The following is a 24,016-nucleotide window of genomic DNA, read 5'->3' as shown; positions in this document are numbered from 1 at the left end:
GGTGGTCGCTGGCGGTGCCGCGGGATCATCCTCGTACCGGGTTGTACTCGGGTGATCCCGCGGTGCCGTCAGCGACCACCTGGGCGCGGCTACCGCGTGCAAGCTCCACGAGACACGCCCTAGGCTCGTTCTCATGTCTCGCCGCACTTTCGGGCCGGTATTCGTACTGGTCGCCTGCCTGCTCAGCGGTTGCTCCGCGACGTTCGACACGAGTGGACCGCTTCCTGACGGCACTCAGCTGGTGACGGAGTCGGCCGCGGCGTTGAAGGGGCAGCGTGCCGTGCGATTCGTGCTCGGCGTCAGCGGCGAGATCCCCGGGTTCGGTGTACGGAAGATCGACGGCGAGGTCGCGGCGGACGGTTCCGCGCGCGGGCACGCCGACCTGCAGGTGTCCGATCAGCGGCAGCAGCTCGACTACGTGCTTTCCGGTGACGGGCTGAAGGTGACCGATCAGGCCGGTGTGCAGACCGAAAAGCCCGCCGCGTACCGGCCGGACGCGGTCGTCGGGCACCTGCGCGCGCTGCTCACGAGTGCGACGGACCTGCGCACCGAAGGCCGGGAGAGCCCGGGCGGGACGCTCGCGTACCGGATCGGCGGGAAGATCCCGCGTGCGGCGATCTCAGCGCTGATCCCCGGTATCCAGGCCGACGTGACCGCGAAGATCTGGGTCGCGGACGCGCCGGGGCACGATCTCACCCGCATGTGGATCCAGGTGCCCGAGGTCGCGGCGCACAAAGGCCCCGTGATGCTCGAACTCGGGCTGACCTGGCGCTAGCAGCGCGTTCCGTCGGCGGGCAGCGTCCCGTCGAGCAAATACGTCGAAGCTGCTTTGTCGACGCAGGGGTTGCCCTGCAGGTAGACCGTGTGCTGGGCGCCTTCGAACGTGAGCAGGCGGCCGCCCAGCGCCTTCGCGAGATTCACGCCGGCCTGATACGGCGTCGCGGGGTCGTTGGTCGTGGAGATGACGAGCGTCGGGGCGAGCCCGCCGGCCTTGGGCGTGTGCGGCTGCGAGGTCGCGGGCACCGGCCAGGCGGCGCAGATGTCGAGCTCGGTCATGTCCGGGGTGCCGCCGTCGAGGATCGGGGCGCCCTGGAGCATGCGCTGGTGCGCGGAATCGATTTTCGCGCGATCGGTGACGCGCGGGCTGTCGACGCAGCGCACGGCGTAGTAGACGTCGATGATCCCGGCGTAGGTGCCGTCCTGGCCACGGTCGTAGTACGAATCGGCGAGCTGGATCAGGTTCTGGCCGTTGCTGCGGGTCAGATTGGTGAGGCCTTCGTTGAGGAAACCCCAGGCTGCCTGGCTGTAGAGCGCCGCGAGGGTGCCGGTGATGGCGTCCTCGAACGAGAGCTTGCGGGCGCCGACCTGAACCGGCTTCGTGATCAACGGCTTGACCAGATCCTGGAACGCCTTCGTCGCGCCCGCCTGGTCTTTGCCCAGCGCGCAGTCCGGCCTGGTCACGCAGGTCTTCGCGAACTCGTTGAAGGTGTTCTGGAAGCCCGCCATCTGCAGTACGAGTGATTCCGCGGTGTCCTGGGCCGGGTCGACGGCGCCATCGAGCACCATCGCGCGCACCTTGGACGGGTAGGCCTCCGCGTAGGCGGCACCGATCTGCGTTCCGTACGAGTACCCCAGGTAGGTGAGCTTCTCGTCGCCGAGCGCGGCGCGCAGGATGTCGAGGTCGCGCACGACGTCACGGGTGCCGACGTTGGCGAGCATGTCCTTGCCGTGTTCGGTCCGCTCGGCGCACTTGTCGGCGTATGCCTTGGCGTCGGCCTGCTGTTTGGCCAGGCCGGCGGGCGAATTGTCACTTTCGGAGTCTTCGGCGCGGTCGGCGTCGCGCTCCGCGTCGGTCAGGCATTTGATCCGCGGCACGCTCGCGCCGACACCACGCGGGTCGAAGCCGACCAGGTCGAAGCGCTGGACGATGTCCGCTTCGGGCGCGCGCTGGACGTGCCCTGCCGCCGAGCGCACGCCGGACGCGCCAGGACCGCCGGGATCGGTGACGAGCGAGCCGATCCGCTGGTCGGGCTTGCTCGCCTTGTGCCGGAGCACCGCGATCTTGATGACGACGCCGTCCGGCTTCGCGTAGTCGAGCGGCACGTTCAGGTGCGCGCATTCGAATTTCTTGTCCTTGAGCACCTTCTCCGCGGAGGCGTCGCCGCCCGCGAACGCCGCGCATTCGCCCCACGCGAGCTTCTGCGTCGTGAACTTTTCCAGCGCCTTGGCGTCCGGCACGGGCGCGGACGTACTGGGCGCGGGCTGCGCGTTCGGCGTGCCGACCTGCGCACTCGTGCAAGCCGTCACCAGCAGGCAGACGGCGGCGGACGCGAGGACACGACGAAGAGGGATCACGCGCAGATCATCCCAGCCGATCCGTGCGATCCGGGCTAATTCGCCGAACAGCGCGTGCCCTCCGCCGGCAAGGTGCCGTTGACCAGGTAGTCCGTGCCGGCCTTGTCGACGCACGACACGCCCTGCAGGAAGACCGTGTGCTGGGTGCCCTCGAAGGTCAGCAGCCCGCCCTTGAGGCCCTTGGCGAGGTTGACCCCGGCGTCATAGGGCGTCGCCGGGTCGTTCGTGGTCGAGATGACCAGCGTCGGGACGAGGCCGTCGACCTTCGGCTGGTGCGGCCGCATGGTGTTCGGCACCGGCCAGAACGCGCACGCGTCGCGCGCGGCGGACTCGGGGCGGCCGTCATCGAGGAACGGCGCGACCTTCACGTACTCGCGCTGTGCCTTGAGGATGGTCTCCGGATCGGTGACGCGCGGGTCGTCGACACAGCGCACGGCCGTGAAGACGTCCTGGGTCGCCTGGTATTTGCCCTGGTCGTCGCGTTCGTTGTACATGTCGGCGAGCTTCATGAGCGTTTCGCCGCGCTGGAGTTTCAGTTCGTTGAGCGCCGAGTTGAGCGGCTCCCAGAAGTCCTTCCCGTAGAGCGCCTGGATCGTGCCGATCGTCGCATCCTCGTACGACAGTTTCCGGCCGTCGGCGACGGGCACGTGGAAATCGATCAGCGGGCGGGTGAGGTCCTGATAGGCCTTCGTCGCGTTCGCGGGGTTCTTGCCGAGCGCGCAGTCCTGGCGCGCGGCGCACCACTTCGCGAACTCGTCGAACGCCTTGCCGAAGCCGCGGCCCTGGCCGACCAGCGAGTCGACGGCGTCCTGCTCGGGGTCGACGGCGCCGTCGAGCACCAGCGCGCGGACGTTGGCCGGGAACGTCTCGGCGTACGTGGAGCCGATCCGCGTGCCGTACGAGTAGCCCAGATAGGTGAGTTTCTGATCGCCGAGCGCCGAGCGGAGGATGTCCATGTCCTTCGCGACGTCGCGGGTGCCGACGTTGGCGAGCATCGCGGCGCCCTTGTCGGTGCGCTGCGCGCACTTCTCGGCGAAGTCCTTCTCCTCGGCTTCCTGCTTGGCCACACCTTCGGGTGAACCGTCGGCCTCGAGGTCGTCGGCGCGCTCCGCGTCGCGTTCGGTGTCGGTCAGGCATTTGACCTGCGGTTCACTGGCTCCGACGCCGCGCGGGTCGAACCCGACGAAGTCGAAGCGCTCGGCCAGCTCGCCCTTGGTCTTGCTCGCCAGCCCGGCCGCGGCGGTCATGCCGGACGCGCCCGGCCCACCGGGATTGATGACCAGCGAACCGATCCGGTTGTCCGTTTTGGTGGCCTTTCGGCGCAGCAGGCCGAGCCGGATCTTGTCTCCATCGGGTTTGGCGTAGTCGAGTGGCACCGAAAGGCGCGCGCACTGCACGCCCTTCACCTGGAATGCGGACTTCGCTTCACTGGAAGTCGCGTAAGGTGCGCAGTCGCCCCAGGTCACGCTCTGCGCGTAAAAGGCGTCCAGCCCCGGCGGCACCGGCCCGACCGGACCATGCGACTCGGTTTCCGGAGCTGGCGGTGTGGTCGGAGTGCCCGGCGAACAGGCGCTGAGCGCCAGCGCGAGCAGTGCGACGGCGACTCGGCGGGAACGGGACCTGGTGCGGGTGGGTATGGGCACGGTTTGATCGTGCCATCCGGTCGCGGAACCAAAACGCACCACCACTGCGTTGTGGGAACGGGTCGGTCGGCCGGCGAGCGAGAGCACAGACAGGAGACCAGGGGTGGCAGCACTGATCAGCCGGGTTGGTAAGCGGCTGCGCCGGATCATTCAGCGGCCGGGCAGCATCGAGCTGACCCGCTACGAACCGCTGGTGCCGGCGATCGAGAAGCTCGAAGAGGAGCTCAAGAAGCTTTCGGACGCCGAACTGACCGAACGCGCGGCCGCGCTGCGCGAAGGCGGGAAGTCCGGGGACGACGAGCTGATCGAGATCTGCGCGCTGGGCCGCGAGGCGGCGAGGCGGGCACTCGACGAGCGCGCGTTCGACGTGCAGCTCCTCGGCGCGATCGGCCTGCTGACCGGGCATGTGGTCCAGATGGACACCGGTGAGGGCAAGACGCTCGCCGGCGCGCTGGCCGCCGCCGGGTACGCGCTGCGCGGCAAGCGGGTGCACGTGGTCACGGTCAACGACTATCTCGCCCGTCGTGACGCCGAGTGGATGAAGCCGATCTACGACCTGCTCGGGGTTTCGGTCGGTTGGATCGAGCCCGCGCACTCGCGCGAGGAGCGCAAGCGGGCTTACTCGTGCGAGGTCACCTACGGCGCTGTCGCCGAAATCGGCTTCGACGTGCTGCGCGACCGGCTGGTCACGAACGTGGACGACCTGGTGCAGGGCGAGCCGGAGATCGCGATCGTCGACGAGGCGGACTCGGTGCTGGTCGACGAGGCACGCGTGCCGCTGGTGATGGCCGGGTCGATCGACCACACCGACGCCGACGAAGAGGTCGCCAACATCGTGCGGCGGCTGCGGCTGGGCCTGCACTACGAGACCGACTCCGACGGCCGCAACGCCTGGCTGACCAAGGCGGGCGCCTCGGTCGTCGAGAAGGCGCTCGGCGGCGACATCAACCTGTACGACGAGACCGGCTCCGACCGGCTGCCCGCGGTGAACGTCGCGCTGCACGCGCACGCGCTGCTCACCCGCGACGTCGACTACATCGTGCGTGACGGCAAGGTGCAGCTCATCAACGCCGCGCGTGGCCGCGTCGCCGAGCTGCAGCGCTGGCCGGACGGCCTGCAGGCGGCCGTCGAGGCGAAGGAGCAGGTCGCGGCGACCGACCGGGGCGAGATCCTCGACTCGATCACCGTGCAGGCGCTGCTCGCGCGCTACCCCGAGGTCGCGGGCATGACCGGTACCGCGGTCGCGGTCGCCGAGCAGCTGCGCGAGTTCTACAAGCTGGAAGTGGCGGTCATCCCGCCGAACACGGAGAACGTCCGCGAGGACCAGCCGGACCGGATCTTCGCCTCGCCGTCGCAGAAGCTGCGCGCGATCGAGGAGGAGATCCGCAAGGTGCACGAGACGGGCCGCCCGATCCTGGTCGGCACGCAGGACGTCGCGGAGTCCGAGGAGCTGGCCGAGAAGCTGGCCAAGGTCGACCTCGACTGCGTCGTGCTCAACGCGCGCAACGACGCCCAGGAGGCGTCGATCATCGCGGACGCGGGCAAGAAGGGCGCCGTGACCGTGTCGACCCAGATGGCCGGTCGCGGTACCGACATCCGGCTGGGCGGCAAGGACGGCGCCGGGCGCGAGGAGGTCGCCGAGCTCGGCGGGCTGCACGTGATCGGCACGGCGCGGTACCCGTCGAGCAGGCTCGACGGGCAGCTCCGCGGCCGTTCGGGACGTCAGGGTGACCCGGGCAGCGCGGTGTTCTTCGCGAGCCTGAACGACGAGCTCGTGCTGTCGAATGCGCCGGACATCCCCGAGGGCATCGACACCGACGAGAACGGCGAGATCACCGCGGACGCGGCGCACCGGCAGATCGATCACGCGCAGCGCGTCGCCGAGGGTGTCGACCTGGAGATCCACCGGAACACCTGGCGCTACACGCGGCTGATCGAGCGGCAGCGCGGCGATCTGCTCAAGCACCGCGACGAGGTGCTGCGGACGGCGCTGGCGGCCGAGGGGCTGGAGAACGACGAGCCGGAGAAGTACAAGGAGCTCGCGGACAAGCTCGACGACCCCGCCAAGGTCGAGCAGATCTGCCGTGAGGTGCTGCTGTACCACATCGACCAGCTGTGGTCGGACCATCTCGCGTACCTGACCGACGTGCGCGAGAGCATCCACCTGCGCGCGCTGGCACGGGAAACGCCGCTCGACGAGTTCCACCGCGCGGCGATCCCCGAGTTCCACAAGATCATCCCGGAGGCGGCGGCGCGCGCGGCGAAGACGCTGGTCGAAGCGGAGATCACCGACGACGGCATCGATCTGGCCGACGCGGGCGTGCGGCGGGCGAACACCACGTGGACGTACCTGGTCCACGACAACCCGTTCGACTCCGACTTCGAGCAGACGCTGAAGAAGGTGCGCTCGATGATCAAGCGCAAGTAGGGTTTTTCGGTTGCGAACAGGGGCGTCCGCTCAGCGGGCGCCCCTGTTCAGTCTCAGGTGCGGAGAGCTTGGGCACGTCCGGTCGTGCGGATGCCCGCGGTTGAGCGAGAATGTGCGCATGTCGCAGCTGCGCATCGCCTTGGCCCAGGTCAACACCACCGTCGGGGACATCACCGGCAACACGGAACTCACCGTCGAGTGGACGCGCAAAGCCGCGGAAGCCGGCGCGCATCTGGTGGTCTTTCCCGAGATGTCACTGACCGGGTATCCGGTCGAGGATCTGTCGCTGCGCAAGACCTTCGCCGAAGCGTCCAAGAGCGCGCTCGAGGCGCTCGCGGTGCGGCTCGACGACGCCGGTTGTGGCGAAGTGCTGACCTACGTCGGCTATTTGGACCTCGACGAGGCCGGTGTGCGCGACGCGGCGGCGGCGTTGTACCGCGGCGAGGTGGTCGCGCGGCAGTTCAAGCACCACCTGCCGAACTACGGGGTGTTCGACGAGCACCGGTACTTCAAGCCGGGCGAGACGCTCGATGTCGTGCGGTACCACGGGCTCGACATCGGCATGGTCATCTGTGAGGACATCTGGCAGGACGGCGGCCCGGTGTCGGCGCTGGGCAAGGCGGGTGTCGACCTGGTGGTCGCGCCGAACGCCTCGCCGTACGAGCGTGCGAAGGACGACATCCGGCTGCCGCTGATCGCGCGGCGGGCGGCCGAGGCCGGTGCGCCGCTGGTGTACACGAACCAGGTGGGCGGGCAGGACGACCTCGTGTTCGACGGCGACTCGCTCGTGGTCGGCGCGGACGGGACGCTGCTGGCGCGGGCGCCGCAGTTCGTCGAGCACCTGCTCGTGGTCGACATGGAGCTGACGGCAGGCGGGCACGCGGGCGACGGGGACCTCGCCGGGCTGCACGTTCGCCGCAAGGTGCTGAGTGAGGAGCCGATTCCGGCTTACGAAGCCTCGAAAGAGCCTGTGATCAGTGAGCCGCTCTCAGATGAGGCCGAGGTGTGGTCGGCGCTGGTCGTGGGTTTGCGCGACTACGTGCACAAGAACGGGTTCCAGTCGGTGATCTTCGGGTTCTCCGGCGGGATCGACTCGGCAGTGGTGGCGGCGCTGGCGGCGGACGCGCTGGGCGGGGACAACGTGTACGGCGTCTCGATGCCGTCGAAGTACTCGTCGGAGCACTCGAAGTCGGACGCCTCCGACCTCGCGCGGCGGATCGGCGCGCACTTCCGCGAAGAGTCCGTCGCGGACATGGTCGACGCCTATGTCTCGCAGCTGGGGCTGACCGGGCTGGCCGAGGAGAACATCCAGGCGCGCACGCGCGGGATGCTGCTGATGGCACTGTCCAATTCGGACGGTCATCTGGTGCTGGCGACCGGGAACAAGACCGAGCTCGCGGTCGGCTACTCGACGATCTACGGCGACGCGGTCGGCGGGTTCGCGCCGATCAAGGACGTGTTCAAGACCCACGTGTGGCAGCTCGCGCGGTGGCGCAACGCGGAGGCGGAGAAGCACGGCGAAACGCCGCCGATCCCGGAAAACTCGATCAGCAAGCCGCCGTCGGCCGAGCTGCGGCCCGGCCAGGTCGACACCGACTCGCTGCCCGACTACGCGTTGCTCGACGACATCCTCGACGACTACGTCGAGGGCGACCGCGGGTACGCCGACCTGATCGCGGCCGGGTTCGATCCGGAGACGATCGACCGCGTGGTGCGGATGGTCGACCGGGCCGAATACAAGCGCAGGCAATACCCGCCGGGCACCAAGATCACGTTCAAGGCTTTCGGCCGGGATCGCCGTCTGCCGATCACGAACGCTTGGCGCGAAGGCGAAAACTGACGCTTACGGTCTTCGGGAAGGCGTGAAGGGAACATTCACGCCTTCCCGAAGGTCCCCCGAGATCCAAGGTACGGCGGGGGTACGACAAAACCGCTCGGCGTGTGTTCCCCGGATCCTCGTTCGATGAGCCGGGATCCGGACGGATCGGCTGACCGGGTTACGGGGAACGCACGCCGTCTCGGGCTTGGTCTCACGCTCGGACTCAGGCTCAGGTGAGCACGATCGGGGAGCCGGTGGCGCTTTCCATCACCGCGACCAGCCCCGGTTCGTGATTGGGCCGGACGAGCAGTTCGAGACCCAGCGCCTGCAACGCGCGATGCACGCGTGCGGGCTGCGGATGGACGCCGGTGAAGGCGAGCAACGGGATCTCCGGCAGCGGGCGGCTGGTCGGATGGGGCGTGCCGCCCCAGTCGATCAGGAACGGGATCAGCCCGCCGCCCTTGCCTGACACGGTGAGCCGCCATGACAGCAGCTCGCCATCCGAGGTGCGGCGCGACATCGCACGCGCCTCGCCCGGGTCGAAACCCCGTGCCCGCGCGGCGGCGATCACCTGGTCGATCCCTGGCGTCCGGACGGACCAGGCGACCAGCTTCGGCGCGGTGAGCGCGTCGATCCCGAAGGGGCGCGGGCGCTCGGGATCCGGCTGCGCCGGGTCAGGGCCGATGATCTCGAGATACGCGCGGCCGCCGAGCGCGACCAGATAGTTCGCCGTGCCGAGCCCGACATGGCTGCCGCCGGGCACCGGGGCGACGCCGGTCAGCTCGGTGACGCGGATGACCGCGTCCGCCAGATCCGGGCCGGCGTAGACCAGGTGGTCGAGAGGCATCGTGTCCGTCATGGTCTCGCGCCCACCGCCGTGATCGCGTTGACCACACCGGCGCCGTAGAACGTGTTGCCGGCGCGCGCCGGTTCGCAGACCGCGTCGGGCTTGCCGTCGCCGTTCGGGTCGTACAGCGCCGGGCACGGCATCGGTGTCGCGCCGGAGAGCAACGCGCGCTTGACGCGGTCGGCGCCCCACCACGGATGCGTGCTCGCGATCAACGCTGCGACACCCGCCGCGTGTGGTGCGGCCATCGACGTGCCGCTCGCGGTCCGGTACTGCCCGCCCGGCCAGGTCGACCAGACACGCACGCCGGGTGCGGACACCGTGATCTTCGTGGCCGAGTAGTTGGAGAAACCGGCCTTCGCGAGCTTCTCGTCGAGCGCGCCGGTGCCGACGACTCCCGGCAGCTCGTGCGGAAGACGGATGCAGCTCGGGTCGATCGGGCGGCTCACCGGGGTGCTGTCGACCGGGCTTTCGGTGTCGACGGTCCGCTTGTCGAGGTTGATGCCCGCGTTGCCGCCGGACGCGACGACGAGCACGTCCTTTCGCTGCGCGTAGGCGACCGCTCGGCCGACCGCGAGCTTGATCGCGGCCTGGTCGATCTGGTTGTCGCACGCGTAGTACCAGGGCAGCGTCCGGTAGCTGTTGCTCGCGATGCTGAAGCCGTGTTCGGCGGCCCAGACGAATCCGCAGACGACGGCTTCGGGAGCCTCGTGATCGTCGGTCTCGGCGAGCTTCACCGCGGCCAGCCGGATCCCCGGCGCGATGCCGACGACACCGGCACCGTTCCGCGCGGCCGCGATCGTGCCGGAGACGTGCGTGCCGTGCCCGTCCAGCGTCGGCCGCCAGGCGTTGACACCGCGGTCGGCCCAGCCGGACAAGCACGAGATCGAGTTGCGGCGATCAAAAGCACCCGAAAGGTCCGGGTGGGTGTCGTCCACGCCTGTGTCGAGCACCCCGACGACGACCTTTTTGCTGCCCTGGGTGACCTCATGGGCCTTGTCGAGGCCGAGCGCGGGCGCGTCCCACGCGGTGCCCTCGGCAGGCGGGACCGCGGTCGAGCCAGGGCCCGTGTATTTCACCTCCGTGCGCGGCCGGAAGAACTCGACGGGGATCTTCGCCGTGCGCGTCGCGCCGACGGCGTCGATGCCGGGCACGTGCCGCACCTTCGCCGCGAAGTCGTCCGTGGCCGAGTAGGCCACGACCACCCCGACCTGCGGATAAGACGACACGACGGTCCCACCGGACTGCCGGACGGCGCGTTCGGCCCACCAGGTCCGCAGCCGGTTCGCGCCGGTCACCACGACATAAGGGGTGACGAGCGTGCCCGGCGCCTCGGCGACCGCCGGTTCGCTGGTGAGGGTGACCGCCTGCTCATCGGGCGCGGCGACCGCCACCGACGGCACCGCCAACCCCGCTCCGAGCAGCGACACCACGACGGCGGCGCGCAGCGTTCCGCTGAACCTGTGACCCACGAAGACCCCTCCCGGATACCGGCATTTCGTTCACAGAGAACCTACTGAGTTCACCGGTCACCGGTAGCCGCCGTTGGTCGTAAGCAGCCGTCGGACGGCCATCGGCGAATGGCCGCTGTGCTCACGCATCGTGCGCGTGAGATGTGCCTGGTCGGCGAACCCGAGCTCGGCCGCCAGTTCCGCGAGCGCGGTGTCCCCGCCCTCGAGCCGCTCCAGCGCGCGGCCGACGCGCACACGATTGCGATACCTGGTGAGCGAAACCCCGGTCACCCGCGAGAACGCCCGGCTCAGCCGGAACGGCGACACCCCGAAGTGCTCGGCGAGCGGCACCAGCCCCGACGCGGCCGGATGATCCGCGAGCACCGCCTCGCGCGCCGACGCGACCAATGCCGCGTCCGCGTGCTCCGGCGGCTCGGTCCCGAGCGCGAGCACGAGCAGCCGGACCAACTGCTCCGCGAGCGCGTAATCCACGTCCGCGGTCGCCCGCAAAAGACGCCGATGGGTCAGCTCGACGCGCGCGTCGACGTAGATGGCGCGGCTGATCGACCGCTCCCCCGCGATCGACCGCCACAACTCCGGCGTGAATTCCAGCGAAGTGCACACATCACCGCCGTCCGGATGCGCGAACTGCTCCTCGACCTCCGGCGTGCTGAAGTAGGCGGCCGTCGAATCGACATCCGCGGCGCGTCCGTCGGCACGGCGGCGGAACCGGCCGCGGCGGGCGAGCACCACGCCGTAGCGGCCACCGGGCTCCGGCGCCGACCAGCGCGCGTGGTCGTCATGACAGGTCACCGTCGAGACGGAGAACCCAGGTCGGCTGGCGATTTCGACGGCCGTGCGCATGGCGCGCAAGCTACCTCGGGGGTCCGACAGTTTCGCGGGCCGCAAAGATCTTCAATACTTCGCCGCGCGCCCTGGGCAGGCTGGCAGCACCTCGACCGAGAAGGAGCGGCCCGATGCCCACCTCGACCACGATCACGCTGGACTGCGCCGACGCAGGGAAACTCGCCGATTTCTACCAGCGGCTCACCGGCTGGAAGCTCGACGGCACGACCTTGAGCAACGGCTCGATCGACATCGGCTTCCAGGAGCTGGAGGGCTATCAAGGCCCCGGCTGGCCTGGCGCCAAGCACATCCATTTCGATTTCACGGTCGGCGACCTCACCGAAGCGACCGAACACGCACTCGCGCTCGGTGCGACGAAGCCCGATTTCCAGCCAGGCGGCACCGAATGGGTCGTGCTCACCGACCCCGACGGCCACCCGTTCTGTCTCGTAGCCTGAGCCCATGGACGTTCTGGGATTCGCGATGTTCGGCACGGCGATCGGCTCGTGCGGGATCGCGTGGGGCGAGCGCGGGATCGTCGGCGTCTGGCTGCCGGAGAGCAGCGAGGCCAAGACCCGCGCCCGCCTTGCCCAGCTCGACGCGCCCGAAGCCGAACCGCCGGGCACCGTCCGCAAGGCCATCGGCGACATTGTCGACTTGTTGAACGGAACGCCGAACGACCTCGCGGATGTCGTCGTCGACCTCGACGGGGTGCCGGAGTTCCACCAGAAGGTCTACGAGATCGCCCGCAGGATCCCGCCGGGCAAGACACTGACGTACGGCGACATCGCGCACGAGCTCGGCATGCCGGGCTCGGCGCAGGCCGTCGGCCAGGCGCTGGGCCGCAATCCCGTGCCGATCGTCGTTCCGTGCCACCGCGTGCTCGCCGCGGGCGGCAAGGACGGCGGGTTCTCCGCACCGGGCGGGGTCAGCACGAAACGACGAATGCTCGTGATCGAGGGCGCGCTGGCCGACGAGCCGACGCTGTTCTAGCTCGCCGCGTCAGCCGGGCGCCACGGCTTCATCCACGGTGTCTCCGGCCAGTTCTCGGCGGCGGCCAGCAGCGGCATCGCGGTCGCGCCGTCGATGTGCTCGCGGACCAGGTCCGCGTGCCCGGCGTGGCGCGCGGTCTCCTGGATCAGGTGCAGCAGCACCCAGCGCACCGACCAGGCCTCGACGTCCGGCGGGAACCACGGCACGCCTTTCGGTACCGGAACCGCCTGGCCGAGGTCCTCGATGCCCGCGATGACCTCTTCAGTGCGCTTCGCGACCTCTTCGTAGCGCGAAAGGACACCTTCGAGCGTTTCGTCCTCCAGCAGCCGGAACCCGTTCGCGTAGTCGTCCTGCGAATCTTCAGCCGGCTTGATCGGCTTCTGAAGCACGATGTCGATCCAGCCGTCCTCGACCGTCGAGACGTGCTTGATAAGGCCGCCGACGCTCAGTGTGCTCGACGTCGGTGTCGCGCGCGCCTGCTCGTCGGTCAGCCCGTACGCCGCGGTCCGGATGACCAGCCGCTGCTGCGCGACGAACTGCAACAAACCGTCGCGCTCATCGGCGACCGGCCTGACGTTTCCTGCCATGTCTTCCTCCCAGATGTGGTGAGGAGCATCTTGGCATCAGCCGCCCGCGAAATCCGCGGATCGGCCGTGCGCGCTGACCATGTGCCGGTCACGGAAGAGATACGCGGCACCGATCCCGAGCAGCACGGCCCGCAGCACCATCTGCAGCCTGGTCACGAGTCCGACGTACTGGCCGCTGCCGAGCGACTCCAGCAGCAGCACTCCGAGCCACGTCGCCAGCACGAGCAGCAACCCGATGAACGCCGAAGCCCGCCAGCCGGGCGGCCACCACAGCGCCAGCGACGCCTCGCCGATCACGAATACGAGATTCGTCAGCAGCGTCACCCACGGGCTCTGCGGGAACAGCGCGCCGGCGACCACGGTGACCCCGAGCAGCGCGACCGTCGCCGCGGTGAGCCTGGCCAGCCAGTGCAACGGCGACAGCCGCATCAGCGGCAGCCCCGAAAGGATGAGCGCGCCACCCGCGACGATCTGGACGTACTTGAACAGCGGCCCGAACCGCTGCCCCTCCAGGTAGAGGTTCTCCACTCTGATGTGGATCGGCGACAACCCGGTGGGCAGGAAGAACTCCAGCACCCAGGCGACATAGCCCAGCATCCCGATGCCGAGCAGGGTCACCGCCAACACCCGAGCCGACTGCACGTGCACAATCTAGGCGTGCGGGCGTACGAACGGGAATAGCACGGTCTGCCGAATCGACGCGCCGGTGAGCATCATCAACAACCGGTCGATACCCAGGCCGAGCCCGCCCGTCGGCGGCATGCCGTGTTCGAGCGCGAGCAGGAAGTCCTCGTCCAGTTCCATCGCTTCGACATCGCCGCTGGCCGCGCGCAGCGACTGGGCCTCGAGCCGCCGCCGCTGCTCCAGCGGATCCGTGAGCTCGGTGTAGGCCGTGCCGACCTCCGACCCGAACGCGATCAGGTCCCACCGCTCGGCGAGCCTCGGATCGACCCGGTGCTGACGGGTGAGCGGGGAGACATCGGTCGGGTAGTCGGTGTAGAAGGTCGGCATCACGGTCGACGCCTCGACGAGGTGCTCGTGCGCCTTGAGTACCAGGTCACCGTGGCCGGCGTCGTCCGAGACGGCGATCCCGTGCGCACGGCACAGCTCCCGCAGTTTCTCGACGGACGTGCCGGGGTCGATCCGCTCGCCGAGCTTCGCCGAGACGGCCTCGTGCACCGGGACGACCGGCCAGTCACCCGAGATGTCGTATTCGACGAGCCTGCCGTCGGGGCCGGGCCGCCGCACCACCTGCGCGCCGTACGCGGCTTCGGCGGCGTGCTGGATGAGCTCGCGGGTCAGCTTGCGCATCGTGTCGTAGTCGGCGTACGCCTGATACGCCTCGAGCATCGTGAACTCGGGGTTGTGCGTGGCGTCGACACCCTCGTTGCGGAAGTTGCGGTTGAGCTCGAACACCCGCTCCACCCCGGCGACGCACAGCCGCTTGAGGTACAGCTCGGGCGCGATCCGCAGGTACATCCGCATGTCGTAGGCGTTGATGTGGGTGACGAACGGCCGCGCGTTCGCCCCGCCGTGCACCGTCTGCAGCATCGGCGTCTCGACTTCGAGGTAGTCGCGGTGATGCAGCCGCTCGCGCACCGCGCGCACGACCGTGGACCGCAGCCGCAGCATGTTCGTGGAATCCGGGTTGACCACCAGGTCGAGGTAGCGCTGGCGGACCCGGGTCTCCGGATCGGTGAGCCCTTTGCGCTTGTCCGGCAGCGGGTGCAGGCATTTCGCGGTCACGGTCCACTCGTCGACGAGAACGGACAGTTCGCCGCGCTTCGACGTGACGACCTGGCCGCTGACCCCGACGTGGTCGCCGAGGTCGATCCCGGCGCGCCAATCCGTGAGGTCCAGAGTGGACGCGTCGAGCATCAGCTGGAGCTCGCCCGAGAAGTCACGGACCTCGGCGAAGGCGAGCCCACCGTGGTTGCGCAGCGCGATCACCCGGCCCGCGACACGGACGCGATGCCCGGTCAGCGTGTCCGGGGGCAGTCCGGCGAACTTCTTGACGACGTCGCCGAGCAGGTCCTCGCGCGCGAACCCGGCCGGATACGGATCGCGTCCGGATTCACGCAGCTTGCCGAGCTTGTCGATCCGGACACGGACCTGTTCGGGCCGCCTGGCCTGCTTGGGCGCGAGCCGCGCGGCGTCCTCGTCGATCTGCTTCGCCTGCGCGACGAACTCGTCGGTGACCGTCTCCAGCCGCAGCGCGCGCGACGCTCCCGTCGGCACGAAGCCTTCGAGCGCGCCCGCGACGATGCTGACCCTGACCAGGCGCCGCGCCGACGAGTAGCAGAGGAACCGGGGCTGCCAGAACGGCCCGTACTTGGCGTTCGAGCGGTACAGCGACTCGAGCTGGAAGAACCGCGAAGCGACGCTGAGCACCGAACGCCACAGCCGCAGGATCGGGCCCGCGCCGATGCGCTCGCCCTCGGCGAACACCGCGCGGAACATCGCGAAGTTGAGCGAGATCTGCTGCGCGCCGAGGTGGGAGCTCGCCTCGACGACGGCGGCGATCATGTATTCGTTGAGCCCGTTCTCGGCGTCGCGGTCGCGGCGCATGAGGTCGAGCGAGAGCCCGCGGCGGCCCCAGGGCACGAACGACAGCAGCCCGCGCAGGTCGCCCTTGGCGTCGTAGGCCTCGACCATCACGCTGCGGCCGTCGCTCGGGTCGCCGAGCCGGCCGAGCGCCATCGAGAATCCGCGTTCGGTCTCGGCGCCGCGCCAGTGCTGGGCCCTGGCGAGCAGCTCGGCCATCTCGTCTTCGGGGATCTCGCCGTGCCTGCGGACCTGGGTGGTGTAGCCGGCCCGTTCGATCCGTTTCACTGCCTGGCGCATCGACCGGCGCTCGGGCCCGGCCAGCGAGAAGTCGCGGACGTCGAGGATCGCCTCGTCGCCGATCTCGAGCGCGCGCAGCCCGGCGTCGGTGTAGACCTTCGCGCCGCGCTCGCTCGCGCCGAGCACGCCGGGCGTCCAGCCATAGGTATAGGTCTCGGCGAGCCAGGCCTGGACGGCCTCCGGCCAGGCTTCCGGATCGCCGATCGGGTCGGCGCTGGCCACACTCGTGCCCGCGAGCACGCGATAGGTGACAGCGGCGCGGCCGGACGGCGCGAAGACGACGCTCTTGTCCCGCCGCGTCGCGAAGTAGCCGAGCGAGTCGTCCTCGCCGTGCTCGGCGAGGAGTTTGCGTACGCGGAGCTCTTCGCCGTCGGTGCGCAGGCGACGACTGCGGACCCCGCGGAACAACGCGTACAGCGCGCCGGCGGCGACGAGCGTCGCACTGAGGTCGAGCAGCCCGTCGAGCCACGCGGGCCCGGTGTGGGTGCCCCGGAACCGGATCAGCTCGCCTGTCGTGTGGTTGAAGACCCACGCCAGCCGTTCCCAGGTGTTCTCGAGCCTGCCGGGGAACGCCTCGGTCAGCGCCCAGCCGATGAGCATGACCCCGGCCAAGCCGCCGAGCAGCACGGTCACGCCGTCACGCCACGCGGTCGGCGCGAGCCTGGCCGGAAACGCCGGGCGGATCAGCAGGAGGAACGCGATCAACGCGATGGAGACGAGATCGGCCAGCGTGAGCACCCAGAGGATCCCGGGGATGTGCCGGATCTGCCTGGCCGAGAGCACCAGTTCCGGCGTCAGGTACACGAGCACCTGCATCCCGATCGTGTAGATCAGGCTGCCGACCTGGAACAGGATGAACGTGTAGAGCGCCGCGGTCTTGCGGCGGCGCAGCGCCGCACCGAGCACGAACAGCAGGACCACGATGATCAGGCTGGGGCTCATCGGGATGCCGAACACCCAGAACCCGGTCTGGATGTTCGTGCCCAGTTTCCCCTTGACTCCGCCCGCCAGCAGGTAGAGCAGTGAGAACACCGCGCCGAGCTGGACGGCGGTGGCGACGACGCCACCGGCCTTGCGCTTCCACTGCGGCACGTCGGCCGCGCGTTCGCGCGCCGTTGCCCTCGGGTGACCCATCCTGACCTTTCGCGATTCTTCCGAGTAAGTCATGTGCTACGACGTCAGTGAACCCTCGCGGGTTGTCCCCCGGCGTCATCCAGAAGTCTCATTCGGTGGCTACATCGTTCCCCGGACGGATGAGCGGGTGCGCGCTGGGTACCCCTTCGCAGGTGACGGACTGCACAACTCCAGCGTGTGAAGCTGGTCGCACGGTATTGGGGCCGTCTTCCGCGCGTGTCACGCTTTGTGGGTTCACAAGCTCCACGACCCAGGGACCTCGGGACCCGAGGCCTTGAGGGAAGGACGGTCGACGACGATGTCAGCCAGCAGCGAATCCGGCCCGGAGGTAGCGGCGCCGTACGGGACAGGCCCTTCGGACCAGGCGGCCAAGCCGGTCAAGAAGGTACGCATCCATCATCTGCGTGAGCTCAAGGAACGCGGCGAGCCGTGGCCGATGCTCACCGCCTACGACATGTACACCGCCGAACTGTTCGACGAGGCCGGGATCCCCGTGCTGCTCGTCGGCGACTCGGCCGCGAACAACGTCTTCGGGTACGACACCTCGTTGCCGGTGACCGTGGACGAGCTGCTGCCGCTGGTCCGCGGCGTCACGCGCTCGGTGAAGCGGGCGCTGGTCGTCGCCGACCTGCCGTTCGGTTCGTATCAGCTCTCCCCGGAGCAGGCGCTGGCGACCGCGGTGCGGTTCATGAAGGAAGGCCGCGCGCACGCGGTGAAGCTCGAAGGCGGCCGCCGGTTCGCCGCGCATGTCGAGGCGCTGACCTCGGCGGGCGTGCCGGTCATGGGACACATCGGATTCACCCCGCAGAGCGAACACAATCTGGGCGGGTACCGCGTGCAGGGGCGCGGCGAAGCGGCCGAGGTGCTGCTCGCCGACGCGCTGGCGCTGCAGGAGGCGGGCGCGTTCGCGGTCGTCATGGAGATGGTGCCCGCGGAGGCGGCCAAGCGGGTCACGCACGAGCTGAAGATCCCGACGGTCGGCATCGGCGCCGGCCCGGACTGCGACGCGCAGGTGCTCGTCTGGCAGGACATGGCCGGACTGCGGCGTGGCAAGGCGCCACGCTTCGTGAAGCGGTACGCGGATGTCGCCGGGGTGCTGTCCCAAGCGGCGACGGCGTTCGCCGACGAAGTGCGTCGGGGTGAATTCCCGGCCTCGGAGCACGCTTTCCACTGAGTCGTCGACCACCACGCCAGGCCCGAGACATCCGATGTCTCGGGCCTGGTTTTGTGTTTCCCGATCATCGCCGCGTCTATTCATGTATATGAACAACAATCATGTCCTTGACGGCGTTCGAGGTGTGATTTAGCGTTTAGGCCAACCGCCGCCACGGGATCAAGCACCGAAGAAACCTCGACGAGGAGGAATCTTGCTGCGTTTTCGTGAGCGAGCCCCAGTCACCCGGCCGAGCGCCGTCACGTCGCCCGTGTGGCTGACGTCGACGGCGAGCGCGGTGGTGACCGTCGGCGCACGGAGCCGGCATGAGACTTTCCTTCGCAATACCCACCCGAGTTCGTCCTACCTGGGGAAAGCCAGTGCGGGCAACGAAATCCGCGCCGCCGGCGAGGCGACGGGCTCAAGTGGGGAATTCGCGCACGCTGTCGCTGTGACGGCGAGTTAGGCGCGAACCAAAGACGGGGGCCCGCTCAGCCCGGCGGCGGGGGCGGGCCCCCACCTTTTGCCCATTTTCCCCATGCGGCCAGTGGGAATACAGTGTCTCTTATGGACTTGTACCCGCCGATCCGGCCGTATGCCGCTGGGATGCTGGACGTGGGTGACGGGCACCGGGTGTACGTCGAGACGGCCGGGAACCGCGAGGGCAAGCCCGTGGTGGTGCTGCACGGCGGCCCCGGCAGCGGGATCGCGGCGCTCTCCCGGCAGCATTTCGATCCGGCCGCCTACCGGATCATCCTCTTCGACCAGCGTGGTGCCGGGCGGAGCACGCCGAGCATCGCCGACACCGGCGCCGATCTGTCCGCCAACACGTTGTGGCACTTGGTCGACGACATGGAGAAGATCCGCGAGGGCCTCGGCGTCGAGCAATGGCAGCTGTTCGGTGGTTCGTGGGGCGCGACGCTCGCGCTCGCCTACGCCGAGACGCATCCGCACCGCGTGAGCGAGATCGTGCTGCGCGGGGTGTTCACCGCGCGGCAGCGGGAACTCGACTGGATTTACCGTGACGGCGCGGGGAATCTGTTCCCCGCGGAGTGGGCGAACTACCTCGCGCCGCTCGGCGGCGACCGCGCCGATCCGCTGTCCGGCTACCGGGAACTCGTGTTCCACCCGGACGCCGGAGTGGCCGAAGGCGCGGCGGTGGCGTGGAGCGCGTGGGAGGGCGCCATCGTTTCGGTGGTGCCACAGCCTGGTTTCCTGGACAGCTACAGCGACCCGAAGTTCGCGGTGCCGTTCGCGCGGATCGCGTTGCACTACTTTTCGCACGGCGCGTGGCTCGATCCAGGGCAGCTCATCCGCGACGCGGGCAAGCTCGCCGGGATTCCCGGGGTGATCGTGCAAGGCCGATACGACGTGGTGTGCCCGCCGGTGACCGCGTACGAGCTGCATCAGGCTTGGCCGGGCTCCCAGCTTGAAATCATCGAAAGCGCGGGGCACGCGGTGACGGATCCGGGTGTGCTTGGCCGATTGCGCGCGGCGACGGATTCTTTCCGTCCCTGAACACATCAGACCTGCAGCGCGAGCCACAACTCCGCACGGAAGCCCGGTGAGTCGAGGTCGCGGCCGGTGAGTTCCTCGACCTTGCGCATCCGGTTGCGCAAGGTGTGCCGGTGGACGCCCAATCGGGTCGCGGCGAGGTCCCAATGGCCATGGTGTTCGAGCCAGCAGCGCAAAGACGCGATCAGATCGCCGCGCCCGGTCTCATCGTGCCGGCGCAGCGGGGCCAGCAGGGTTCCCGCAAACGCTTGCGCCACCGCGGGATCGACCAGCTCGACCAATCCGTGCGCGGCATGGTCGGCGAAGCGCACCACCGGCGCGCGTCTCGCTTGCGCGGCGCGCGACGCTTGCTCGGCTTGGCGCAATCCGGTCCCGAAGTCCTCAAGGGACACTGGCACCGAGATACCCGCTTGCATGCCCGTTGCCTTGTCGAGCACCCAGGTTTCGGTGTCCGCGGTACAGAGAACCACCACGAACGGTCCGGACTCCGCGAAGAACGGTCGCTCCGGCAGGTCTTCGAACTCCGCCTCGAGTGCGTCGAAAAGCGCCCGCCGCGCCGTGGGCGTCCCGGCCACCGCCAGCACCGACCACGGCGGCGCGGGCGCGCCACCCCAGAGGGTGCGCATCGACCGCAGGGCTGATTCGGGTTTGTCCGCGAGCAGTTCGATCAGCACCGAACGCAGTCGGCGCACCGCGCCGCCCTGTGCACGATTCTGTTCCAGCGCAAGGGAAAGCAACGAGACGGCGGTGTTCACGATGTACCGGTCGGCGGCGTCCAGCGCCCCCTTCCCCACCGCGAGATAGCCGCGTGCCCTGGTGTCGAGCGTCTGGACGACGACCTCGTGCTCACCGATCCGCGTCACCCGCGCGCCCGCCTTCATCCGGCGCAACTCGCCCGCCAAGCCGGGTCCGAATCCGCGCGCCGACGCGGGCGCCGCCTCGATGACGGCTCCGCCCGCGTCGAGCAGCAGCGCCCACCCGCCGACGAGCCGCGCCAATCGCCGCACGACCGCGCCCGGCCCGCCGCGCCCGACGGCGGCGCGCGTGAGTTCCTGCTGCCCGCGACCGGTCCGCACGATCGACGCGTAGTCGTCGGCCGCGACCGCCCGCGAAACCGCGCGCGTGATCGCGATGAACGGGGTTCGCCGAGGAACCTCGAGTACCGGCAGCCCCACTTCGGCGGCCGTCGCGACCAAAGCGGCGGGAATCGAAAGATGACTCAAGCCGATTCCGAACCCCAATCCGGCGACGCGTGCTTCGACCAGTCGTCGGACGTATGCGCCCGAAGTGTGTTCGTCGAGCGCGAGCCCGGTGGTCAGCAAAAGCTCCCCGCCTTCGAGGAACGCGTTCGGATCCGTCAGCTCGGTCGGATGCACCCAGCCGATCGCGCGGTCCAAAGCGGGCTCGCCCGCGCGCACGGCGAGCCCGAGCGAACCGGCCAGTTCGCGCAGGGTGAGTGCCATAACGGCCAATTCTACTCGGCAAACTGTCCAAAACGTCCACCTGACCCTGACCAGGCGCGGCCTCATGCTGGGTGAAGTCCCACCTCAGGAGGAGCTTTCGTGACCGAGCAGCAGCGCGTTGTGCGCACTGAGATCCCTGGTCCCGCATCACGCGCGCTGCAGGAGCGCCGTGGTGCCGTCGTGGCCGGCGGAGTGAGCTCTGTGCTCCCCGTCTATGTGAAATCCGCGAACGGTGGCCTGCTGACCGATGTCGACGGCAATGTGCTGATCGATTTCGGTTCGGGTATCGCGGTGACCAATGTCGGCCACAATGTGCCCGCGGTGGTCGACCGGGTCCGCGAGCAGGCCTCGAACTTCACTCATACGTGTTTCATGATCGCGCCGTATGAGGGTTACGTGGAGGTCTGCGAGGCGCTCGCCGAGCTGACCCCCGGTGGCCACGCGAAGAAGTCGGTCCTGTTCAACTCCGGCGCCGAAGCCGTCGAGAACGCGGTGAAGATCGCCCGCGTCGCGACCGGCCGCCAGGCGGTCGTCGTGTTCGACCACGCTTATCACGGCCGCACGAACCTCACGATGGCGCTGACCGCGAAGTCGATCCCGTACAAGCACGGCTTCGGGCCGTTCGCACCCGAGGTTTACCGGGTGCCGGGCTCGTACCCGTTCCGCGATGGCCTCGGCGGCGCGGAGGCGGCCGCGATCGCGATCGACCGGATCGAGAAGCAGATCGGCGGCGACCAGGTGGCCGCGGTCGTCATCGAACCGATCCAGGGTGAGGGCGGGTTCATCGAGCCGGCACCCGGCTTCCTGCCCGCGCTGTCCGAATGGTGCACGGCGAACGGCGTCGTGTTCGTCGCCGACGAGGTGCAGACCGGTTTCTGCCGCACGGGCGACTGGTTCGCGTCCTCACGCGAGAACGTCGTGCCCGACCTGATCGCGACCGCCAAGGGCATCGCGGCCGGGCTCCCGCTCGCCGCGGTGACCGGGCGCGCGGAACTGCTCGACGCCGTCCCGCCCGGCGGGCTCGGCGGCACCTACGGCGGCAACCCCGTCGCGTGCGCGGCGGCGATCGGGTCGATCGAGACCATGCGCGCCCAGGATCTGGCCGCCGGCGCGCGCCGGATCGAAGAGACCGTCGTGCCGCGCCTGCGCGCGCTCGCGGAGAAGACGGGCGTCATCGGTGACGTCCGCGGCCGTGGCGCGATGCTCGCCGCGGAGTTCGTCAAGCCCGGCACCACGGAGCCTGACGCCGCGCTCACCGGCCGCATCGCGAAGGCCTGCCATGCGGCAGGCGTGGTCGTGCTGACCTGCGGCACCTACGGCAACATCGTGCGGCTGCTGCCGCCGCTGTCCCTGTCCGACGCGCTTCTCGACGAGGGTCTTTCGGTCCTGGAGAAGGCAGTCATCGAGGAGTCGTCCAAGTGAGTACCCCGTTCTGGGTCGCTGGCAAGCCGGTGACGAGCACGCGGACCGCGACCGTCCGCCATTCGTTCGACGGCAGCGAAGTCGGTTCGCACTACGTGCCGTCCGCTTCGGACATCGAGACCGCGGTCCAGGCCGCGCACGACGTCCAGCACGAATTCGCGACGCTGCCCGCGCACGTCCGGGCAGGCGCGCTGGACCACGTGTCCCGTGCTTTGGGTGAACGGGCCGAAGAGCTCGCCCAGCTCATCACCGCCGAGTCGGGCAAGCCGCTCAAATGGGCGCGTGGCGAGGTCGGCCGGGCCGTTTCGACGTTCCGCTGGGCCGCGGAGGAGGCGCGCCGGTTCTCCGGTGATCTGCAGCGCCTCGACACCGACGCGGGCGGCACCGGGCGGCTCGCGCTCGTCCGCCGCGTGCCGAAGGGCCCGGTGCTCGGCATCACGCCGTTCAACTTCCCGCTGAACCTGGTCGCGCACAAGGTCGCTCCGGCGATCGCGGTCGGCGCGCCGATCGTGCTCAAGCCCGCGCCCGCGACGCCGCTGACCGCGCTCGCGCTCGGCGAGATCCTCGCCGACGCGGGGCTGCCTGCCGGAAGCTGGTCGATCCTGCCGACGGGCAACGAAGAGGCCGCGAAGCTGGTCGCCGATCCGCGATTGCCGGTCGTTTCGTTCACCGGCAGCGTCCCGGTCGGCTGGGGTATCCGCGACAGCGTGCCTCGCAAGCACGTCGCGCTCGAGCTCGGCGGCAACGCGGCCGTGCTCGTCTGCCCCGACTGGACGGACCTGGAGTTCGCGGCGCAGCGGATCGCCACCTTCGCGATGTACCAGGCAGGGCAGTCGTGCATTTCGGTTCAGCGCGTCTACGCGCACACCGATGTCTACGACGAGCTGTCAGCTCGCGTGCTGGAGCAGGTACGGGCACTGCGCACCGGTGACCCGCGCGCCGACGCGACCGACGTGGGCCCACTCGTCAACACGGCGGCCGCCGAGCGCGTCGAATCGTGGGTCGCCGCCGCGGTGGGCGCGGGCGCCCAGCTGCTCACCGGCGGGGGCCGGGACGGGGCAACGGTCGAGCCGACCGTGCTCGCCGGCGCGCCGGAGGACGCGGACGTGATGGCCGAAGAGGTCTTCGGGCCGGTCGTGTCGCTCAGCCGTGTCGACTCGGTGGACGAGGGCGTACGGCTGATCAACGCGTCGCGCTTCGGCCTGCAGGCCGGGGTGTTCACGCGAGACCTGCCAACCGCGTTCGACGTTTCCGCGAAGCTGCAGGTCGGTGGTGTGCTCATCGGTGACGTGCCGAGTTTCCGTGCCGACCAGATGCCGTACGGCGGGGTCAAGGACTCCGGTGTCGGCCGCGAGGGTCCCGCGTCGGCGATGGCCGACTTCACCGAGGAGCGCGTCACCGTGCTCACCGGCCTGACGCTCTAGGGCCTGTATCGAAGTCGTCTCGTGCAAGTTGAGCTGGGAGTTGGCGCTGTCGGGCGTGTCGATGGCCTAAGCAGGTGAGGTCTCCGGTAGGT

General features: G+C 69.3%; 18 protein-coding genes. 9 read left to right on the top strand and 9 right to left on the bottom strand.

The features are described from left to right. The first annotated feature begins 133 nt into the window (after positions 1-133). Positions 134-775, top strand: a complete 642-nt coding sequence (locus ACFV15_RS41195) for an LppX_LprAFG lipoprotein (RefSeq protein WP_378358003.1) — start codon at positions 134-136, stop codon at positions 773-775. Here ACFV15_RS41195 and ACFV15_RS41190 read toward each other — a convergent pair. Continuing rightward, positions 772-2,352: an alpha/beta hydrolase gene (locus tag ACFV15_RS41190; RefSeq protein ID WP_378358004.1), complete on the bottom strand. Its 1,581-nt coding sequence runs from the start codon at positions 2,350-2,352 to the stop codon at positions 772-774. The two genes, ACFV15_RS41195 and ACFV15_RS41190, sit on opposite strands and share 4 nt — an antisense overlap. Positions 2,353-2,390: 38 nt before the next feature. Further along, the gene (locus tag ACFV15_RS41185) at positions 2,391-3,998 is read right to left on the bottom strand and encodes an alpha/beta hydrolase (RefSeq protein WP_378358001.1); all 1,608 of its coding nucleotides are present in this window, start codon (positions 3,996-3,998) and stop codon (positions 2,391-2,393) included. Between the two features lie 103 nt (positions 3,999-4,101). Here ACFV15_RS41185 and secA2 point away from each other — a divergent pair, with 103 nt between their 5' ends. Together secA2 and ACFV15_RS41175 are read left to right on the top strand one after the other, a co-directional pair. Continuing rightward, positions 4,102-6,426, top strand: a complete 2,325-nt coding sequence (secA2, locus tag ACFV15_RS41180) for an accessory Sec system translocase SecA2 (protein WP_378357999.1) — start codon at positions 4,102-4,104, stop codon at positions 6,424-6,426. A gap of 118 nt (positions 6,427-6,544) precedes the next feature. After that, positions 6,545-8,266 carry an NAD+ synthase gene (locus ACFV15_RS41175; RefSeq protein ID WP_378357997.1) on the top strand — a complete coding sequence of 574 codons (1,722 nt, stop codon included), beginning with the start codon at positions 6,545-6,547 and terminating at the stop codon, positions 8,264-8,266. A gap of 208 nt (positions 8,267-8,474) precedes the next feature. On the opposite strand, the gene ACFV15_RS41170 is transcribed toward ACFV15_RS41175, so the two are convergent. Genes ACFV15_RS41170 through ACFV15_RS41160 form a run of 3 tightly spaced genes read right to left on the bottom strand, consistent with a single transcriptional unit; the run spans position 8,475 to position 11,407 of the window. Next, positions 8,475-9,104 carry a VOC family protein gene (locus ACFV15_RS41170; RefSeq protein ID WP_378357995.1) on the bottom strand — a complete coding sequence of 210 codons (630 nt, stop codon included), beginning with the start codon at positions 9,102-9,104 and terminating at the stop codon, positions 8,475-8,477. After that, complete coding sequence (locus ACFV15_RS41165) at positions 9,101-10,564, bottom strand: S8 family serine peptidase (RefSeq protein WP_378357993.1); 1,464 nt, start codon at positions 10,562-10,564, stop codon at positions 9,101-9,103. Before ACFV15_RS41165 ends, ACFV15_RS41170 begins: the two co-directional genes overlap by 4 nt. Before the next feature lie 57 nt (positions 10,565-10,621). Continuing rightward, positions 10,622-11,407 (bottom strand): helix-turn-helix domain-containing protein, encoded by a 786-nt coding sequence (locus ACFV15_RS41160; RefSeq protein ID WP_378357991.1) that lies wholly within the window; start codon positions 11,405-11,407, stop codon positions 10,622-10,624. Between the two features lie 113 nt (positions 11,408-11,520). Between ACFV15_RS41160 and ACFV15_RS41155 the strand changes: the two genes are divergently transcribed. Then, the gene (locus ACFV15_RS41155; RefSeq protein WP_378357990.1) at positions 11,521-11,847 is read left to right on the top strand and encodes a VOC family protein; all 327 of its coding nucleotides are present in this window, start codon (positions 11,521-11,523) and stop codon (positions 11,845-11,847) included. 4 nt (positions 11,848-11,851) lie between these two features. Next, positions 11,852-12,382: a methylated-DNA--[protein]-cysteine S-methyltransferase gene (locus tag ACFV15_RS41150; protein ID WP_378357988.1), complete on the top strand. Its 531-nt coding sequence runs from the start codon at positions 11,852-11,854 to the stop codon at positions 12,380-12,382. On the opposite strand, the gene ACFV15_RS41145 is transcribed toward ACFV15_RS41150, so the two are convergent. Genes ACFV15_RS41145 through lysX form a run of 3 tightly spaced genes read right to left on the bottom strand, consistent with a single transcriptional unit; the run spans position 12,379 to position 16,947 of the window. Continuing rightward, positions 12,379-12,969 carry a DinB family protein gene (locus tag ACFV15_RS41145; protein WP_378357986.1) on the bottom strand — a complete coding sequence of 197 codons (591 nt, stop codon included), beginning with the start codon at positions 12,967-12,969 and terminating at the stop codon, positions 12,379-12,381. The two genes, ACFV15_RS41150 and ACFV15_RS41145, sit on opposite strands and share 4 nt — an antisense overlap. Before the next feature lie 36 nt (positions 12,970-13,005). Next, positions 13,006-13,611 carry a hypothetical protein gene (locus tag ACFV15_RS41140; RefSeq protein WP_378357984.1) on the bottom strand — a complete coding sequence of 202 codons (606 nt, stop codon included), beginning with the start codon at positions 13,609-13,611 and terminating at the stop codon, positions 13,006-13,008. 9 nt (positions 13,612-13,620) lie between these two features. After that, positions 13,621-16,947 (bottom strand): bifunctional lysylphosphatidylglycerol synthetase/lysine--tRNA ligase LysX, encoded by a 3,327-nt coding sequence (gene lysX / locus ACFV15_RS41135; RefSeq protein WP_378357983.1) that lies wholly within the window; start codon positions 16,945-16,947, stop codon positions 13,621-13,623. Between the two features lie 298 nt (positions 16,948-17,245). Between lysX and panB the strand changes: the two genes are divergently transcribed. Both panB and pip read left to right on the top strand, forming a co-directional pair. Continuing rightward, on the top strand, positions 17,246-18,121 hold the full coding sequence (gene panB, locus ACFV15_RS41130; RefSeq protein ID WP_378357981.1) for a 3-methyl-2-oxobutanoate hydroxymethyltransferase: 876 nt from the start codon (positions 17,246-17,248) through the stop codon (positions 18,119-18,121). 546 nt (positions 18,122-18,667) lie between these two features. Further along, a complete protein-coding gene (pip, locus tag ACFV15_RS41125; protein WP_378357979.1) occupies positions 18,668-19,618 on the top strand; it encodes a prolyl aminopeptidase in 951 nt (316 codons plus the stop codon). A gap of 5 nt (positions 19,619-19,623) precedes the next feature. On the opposite strand, the gene ACFV15_RS41120 is transcribed toward pip, so the two are convergent. Then, on the bottom strand, positions 19,624-21,078 hold the full coding sequence (locus tag ACFV15_RS41120) for a PucR family transcriptional regulator (RefSeq protein ID WP_378357977.1): 1,455 nt from the start codon (positions 21,076-21,078) through the stop codon (positions 19,624-19,626). Between the two features lie 99 nt (positions 21,079-21,177). On the opposite strand from ACFV15_RS41120, the gene gabT reads away from it, so the two are divergent. Together gabT and ACFV15_RS41110 are read left to right on the top strand one after the other, a co-directional pair. Then, entirely contained in the window at positions 21,178-22,500 is a 1,323-nt protein-coding gene (gene gabT / locus ACFV15_RS41115; protein ID WP_378357975.1) for a 4-aminobutyrate--2-oxoglutarate transaminase, read from the top strand. Further along, the gene (locus ACFV15_RS41110; protein ID WP_378357973.1) at positions 22,497-23,924 is read left to right on the top strand and encodes an aldehyde dehydrogenase family protein; all 1,428 of its coding nucleotides are present in this window, start codon (positions 22,497-22,499) and stop codon (positions 23,922-23,924) included. The genes gabT and ACFV15_RS41110 overlap by 4 nt, the downstream gene beginning before the upstream one ends. Positions 23,925-24,016: the final 92 nt, after the last annotated feature.

Origin of the sequence: Amycolatopsis sp. NPDC059657 (assembly GCF_042734395.1) — a bacterium.
Lineage (GTDB): Bacteria > Actinomycetota > Actinomycetes > Mycobacteriales > Pseudonocardiaceae > Amycolatopsis.
This window is presented reverse-complemented; position numbering and strand designations above follow the sequence as displayed.

Excerpts from the sequence above, each read along its gene's own strand:
- ACFV15_RS41195 (WP_378358003.1), top strand. The coding sequence starts at position 134 with ATGTCTCGCCGCACTTTCGGGCCGGTATTCGTACTGGTCGCCTGCCTG.
- ACFV15_RS41175 (WP_378357997.1), top strand. The coding sequence starts at position 6,545 with ATGTCGCAGCTGCGCATCGCCTTGGCCCAGGTCAACACCACCGTCGGG.
- ACFV15_RS41170 (WP_378357995.1), bottom strand. The coding sequence starts at position 9,104 with ATGACGGACACGATGCCTCTCGACCACCTGGTCTACGCCGGCCCGGAT.
- ACFV15_RS41160 (WP_378357991.1), bottom strand. The coding sequence starts at position 11,407 with ATGCGCACGGCCGTCGAAATCGCCAGCCGACCTGGGTTCTCCGTCTCG.
- ACFV15_RS41155 (WP_378357990.1), top strand. The coding sequence starts at position 11,521 with ATGCCCACCTCGACCACGATCACGCTGGACTGCGCCGACGCAGGGAAA.
- ACFV15_RS41150 (WP_378357988.1), top strand. The coding sequence starts at position 11,852 with ATGGACGTTCTGGGATTCGCGATGTTCGGCACGGCGATCGGCTCGTGC.
- ACFV15_RS41145 (WP_378357986.1), bottom strand. The coding sequence starts at position 12,969 with ATGGCAGGAAACGTCAGGCCGGTCGCCGATGAGCGCGACGGTTTGTTG.
- lysX (WP_378357983.1), bottom strand. The coding sequence starts at position 16,947 with ATGGGTCACCCGAGGGCAACGGCGCGCGAACGCGCGGCCGACGTGCCG.
- panB (WP_378357981.1), top strand. The coding sequence starts at position 17,246 with ATGTCAGCCAGCAGCGAATCCGGCCCGGAGGTAGCGGCGCCGTACGGG.
- pip (WP_378357979.1), top strand. The coding sequence starts at position 18,668 with ATGGACTTGTACCCGCCGATCCGGCCGTATGCCGCTGGGATGCTGGAC.
- ACFV15_RS41120 (WP_378357977.1), bottom strand. The coding sequence starts at position 21,078 with ATGGCACTCACCCTGCGCGAACTGGCCGGTTCGCTCGGGCTCGCCGTG.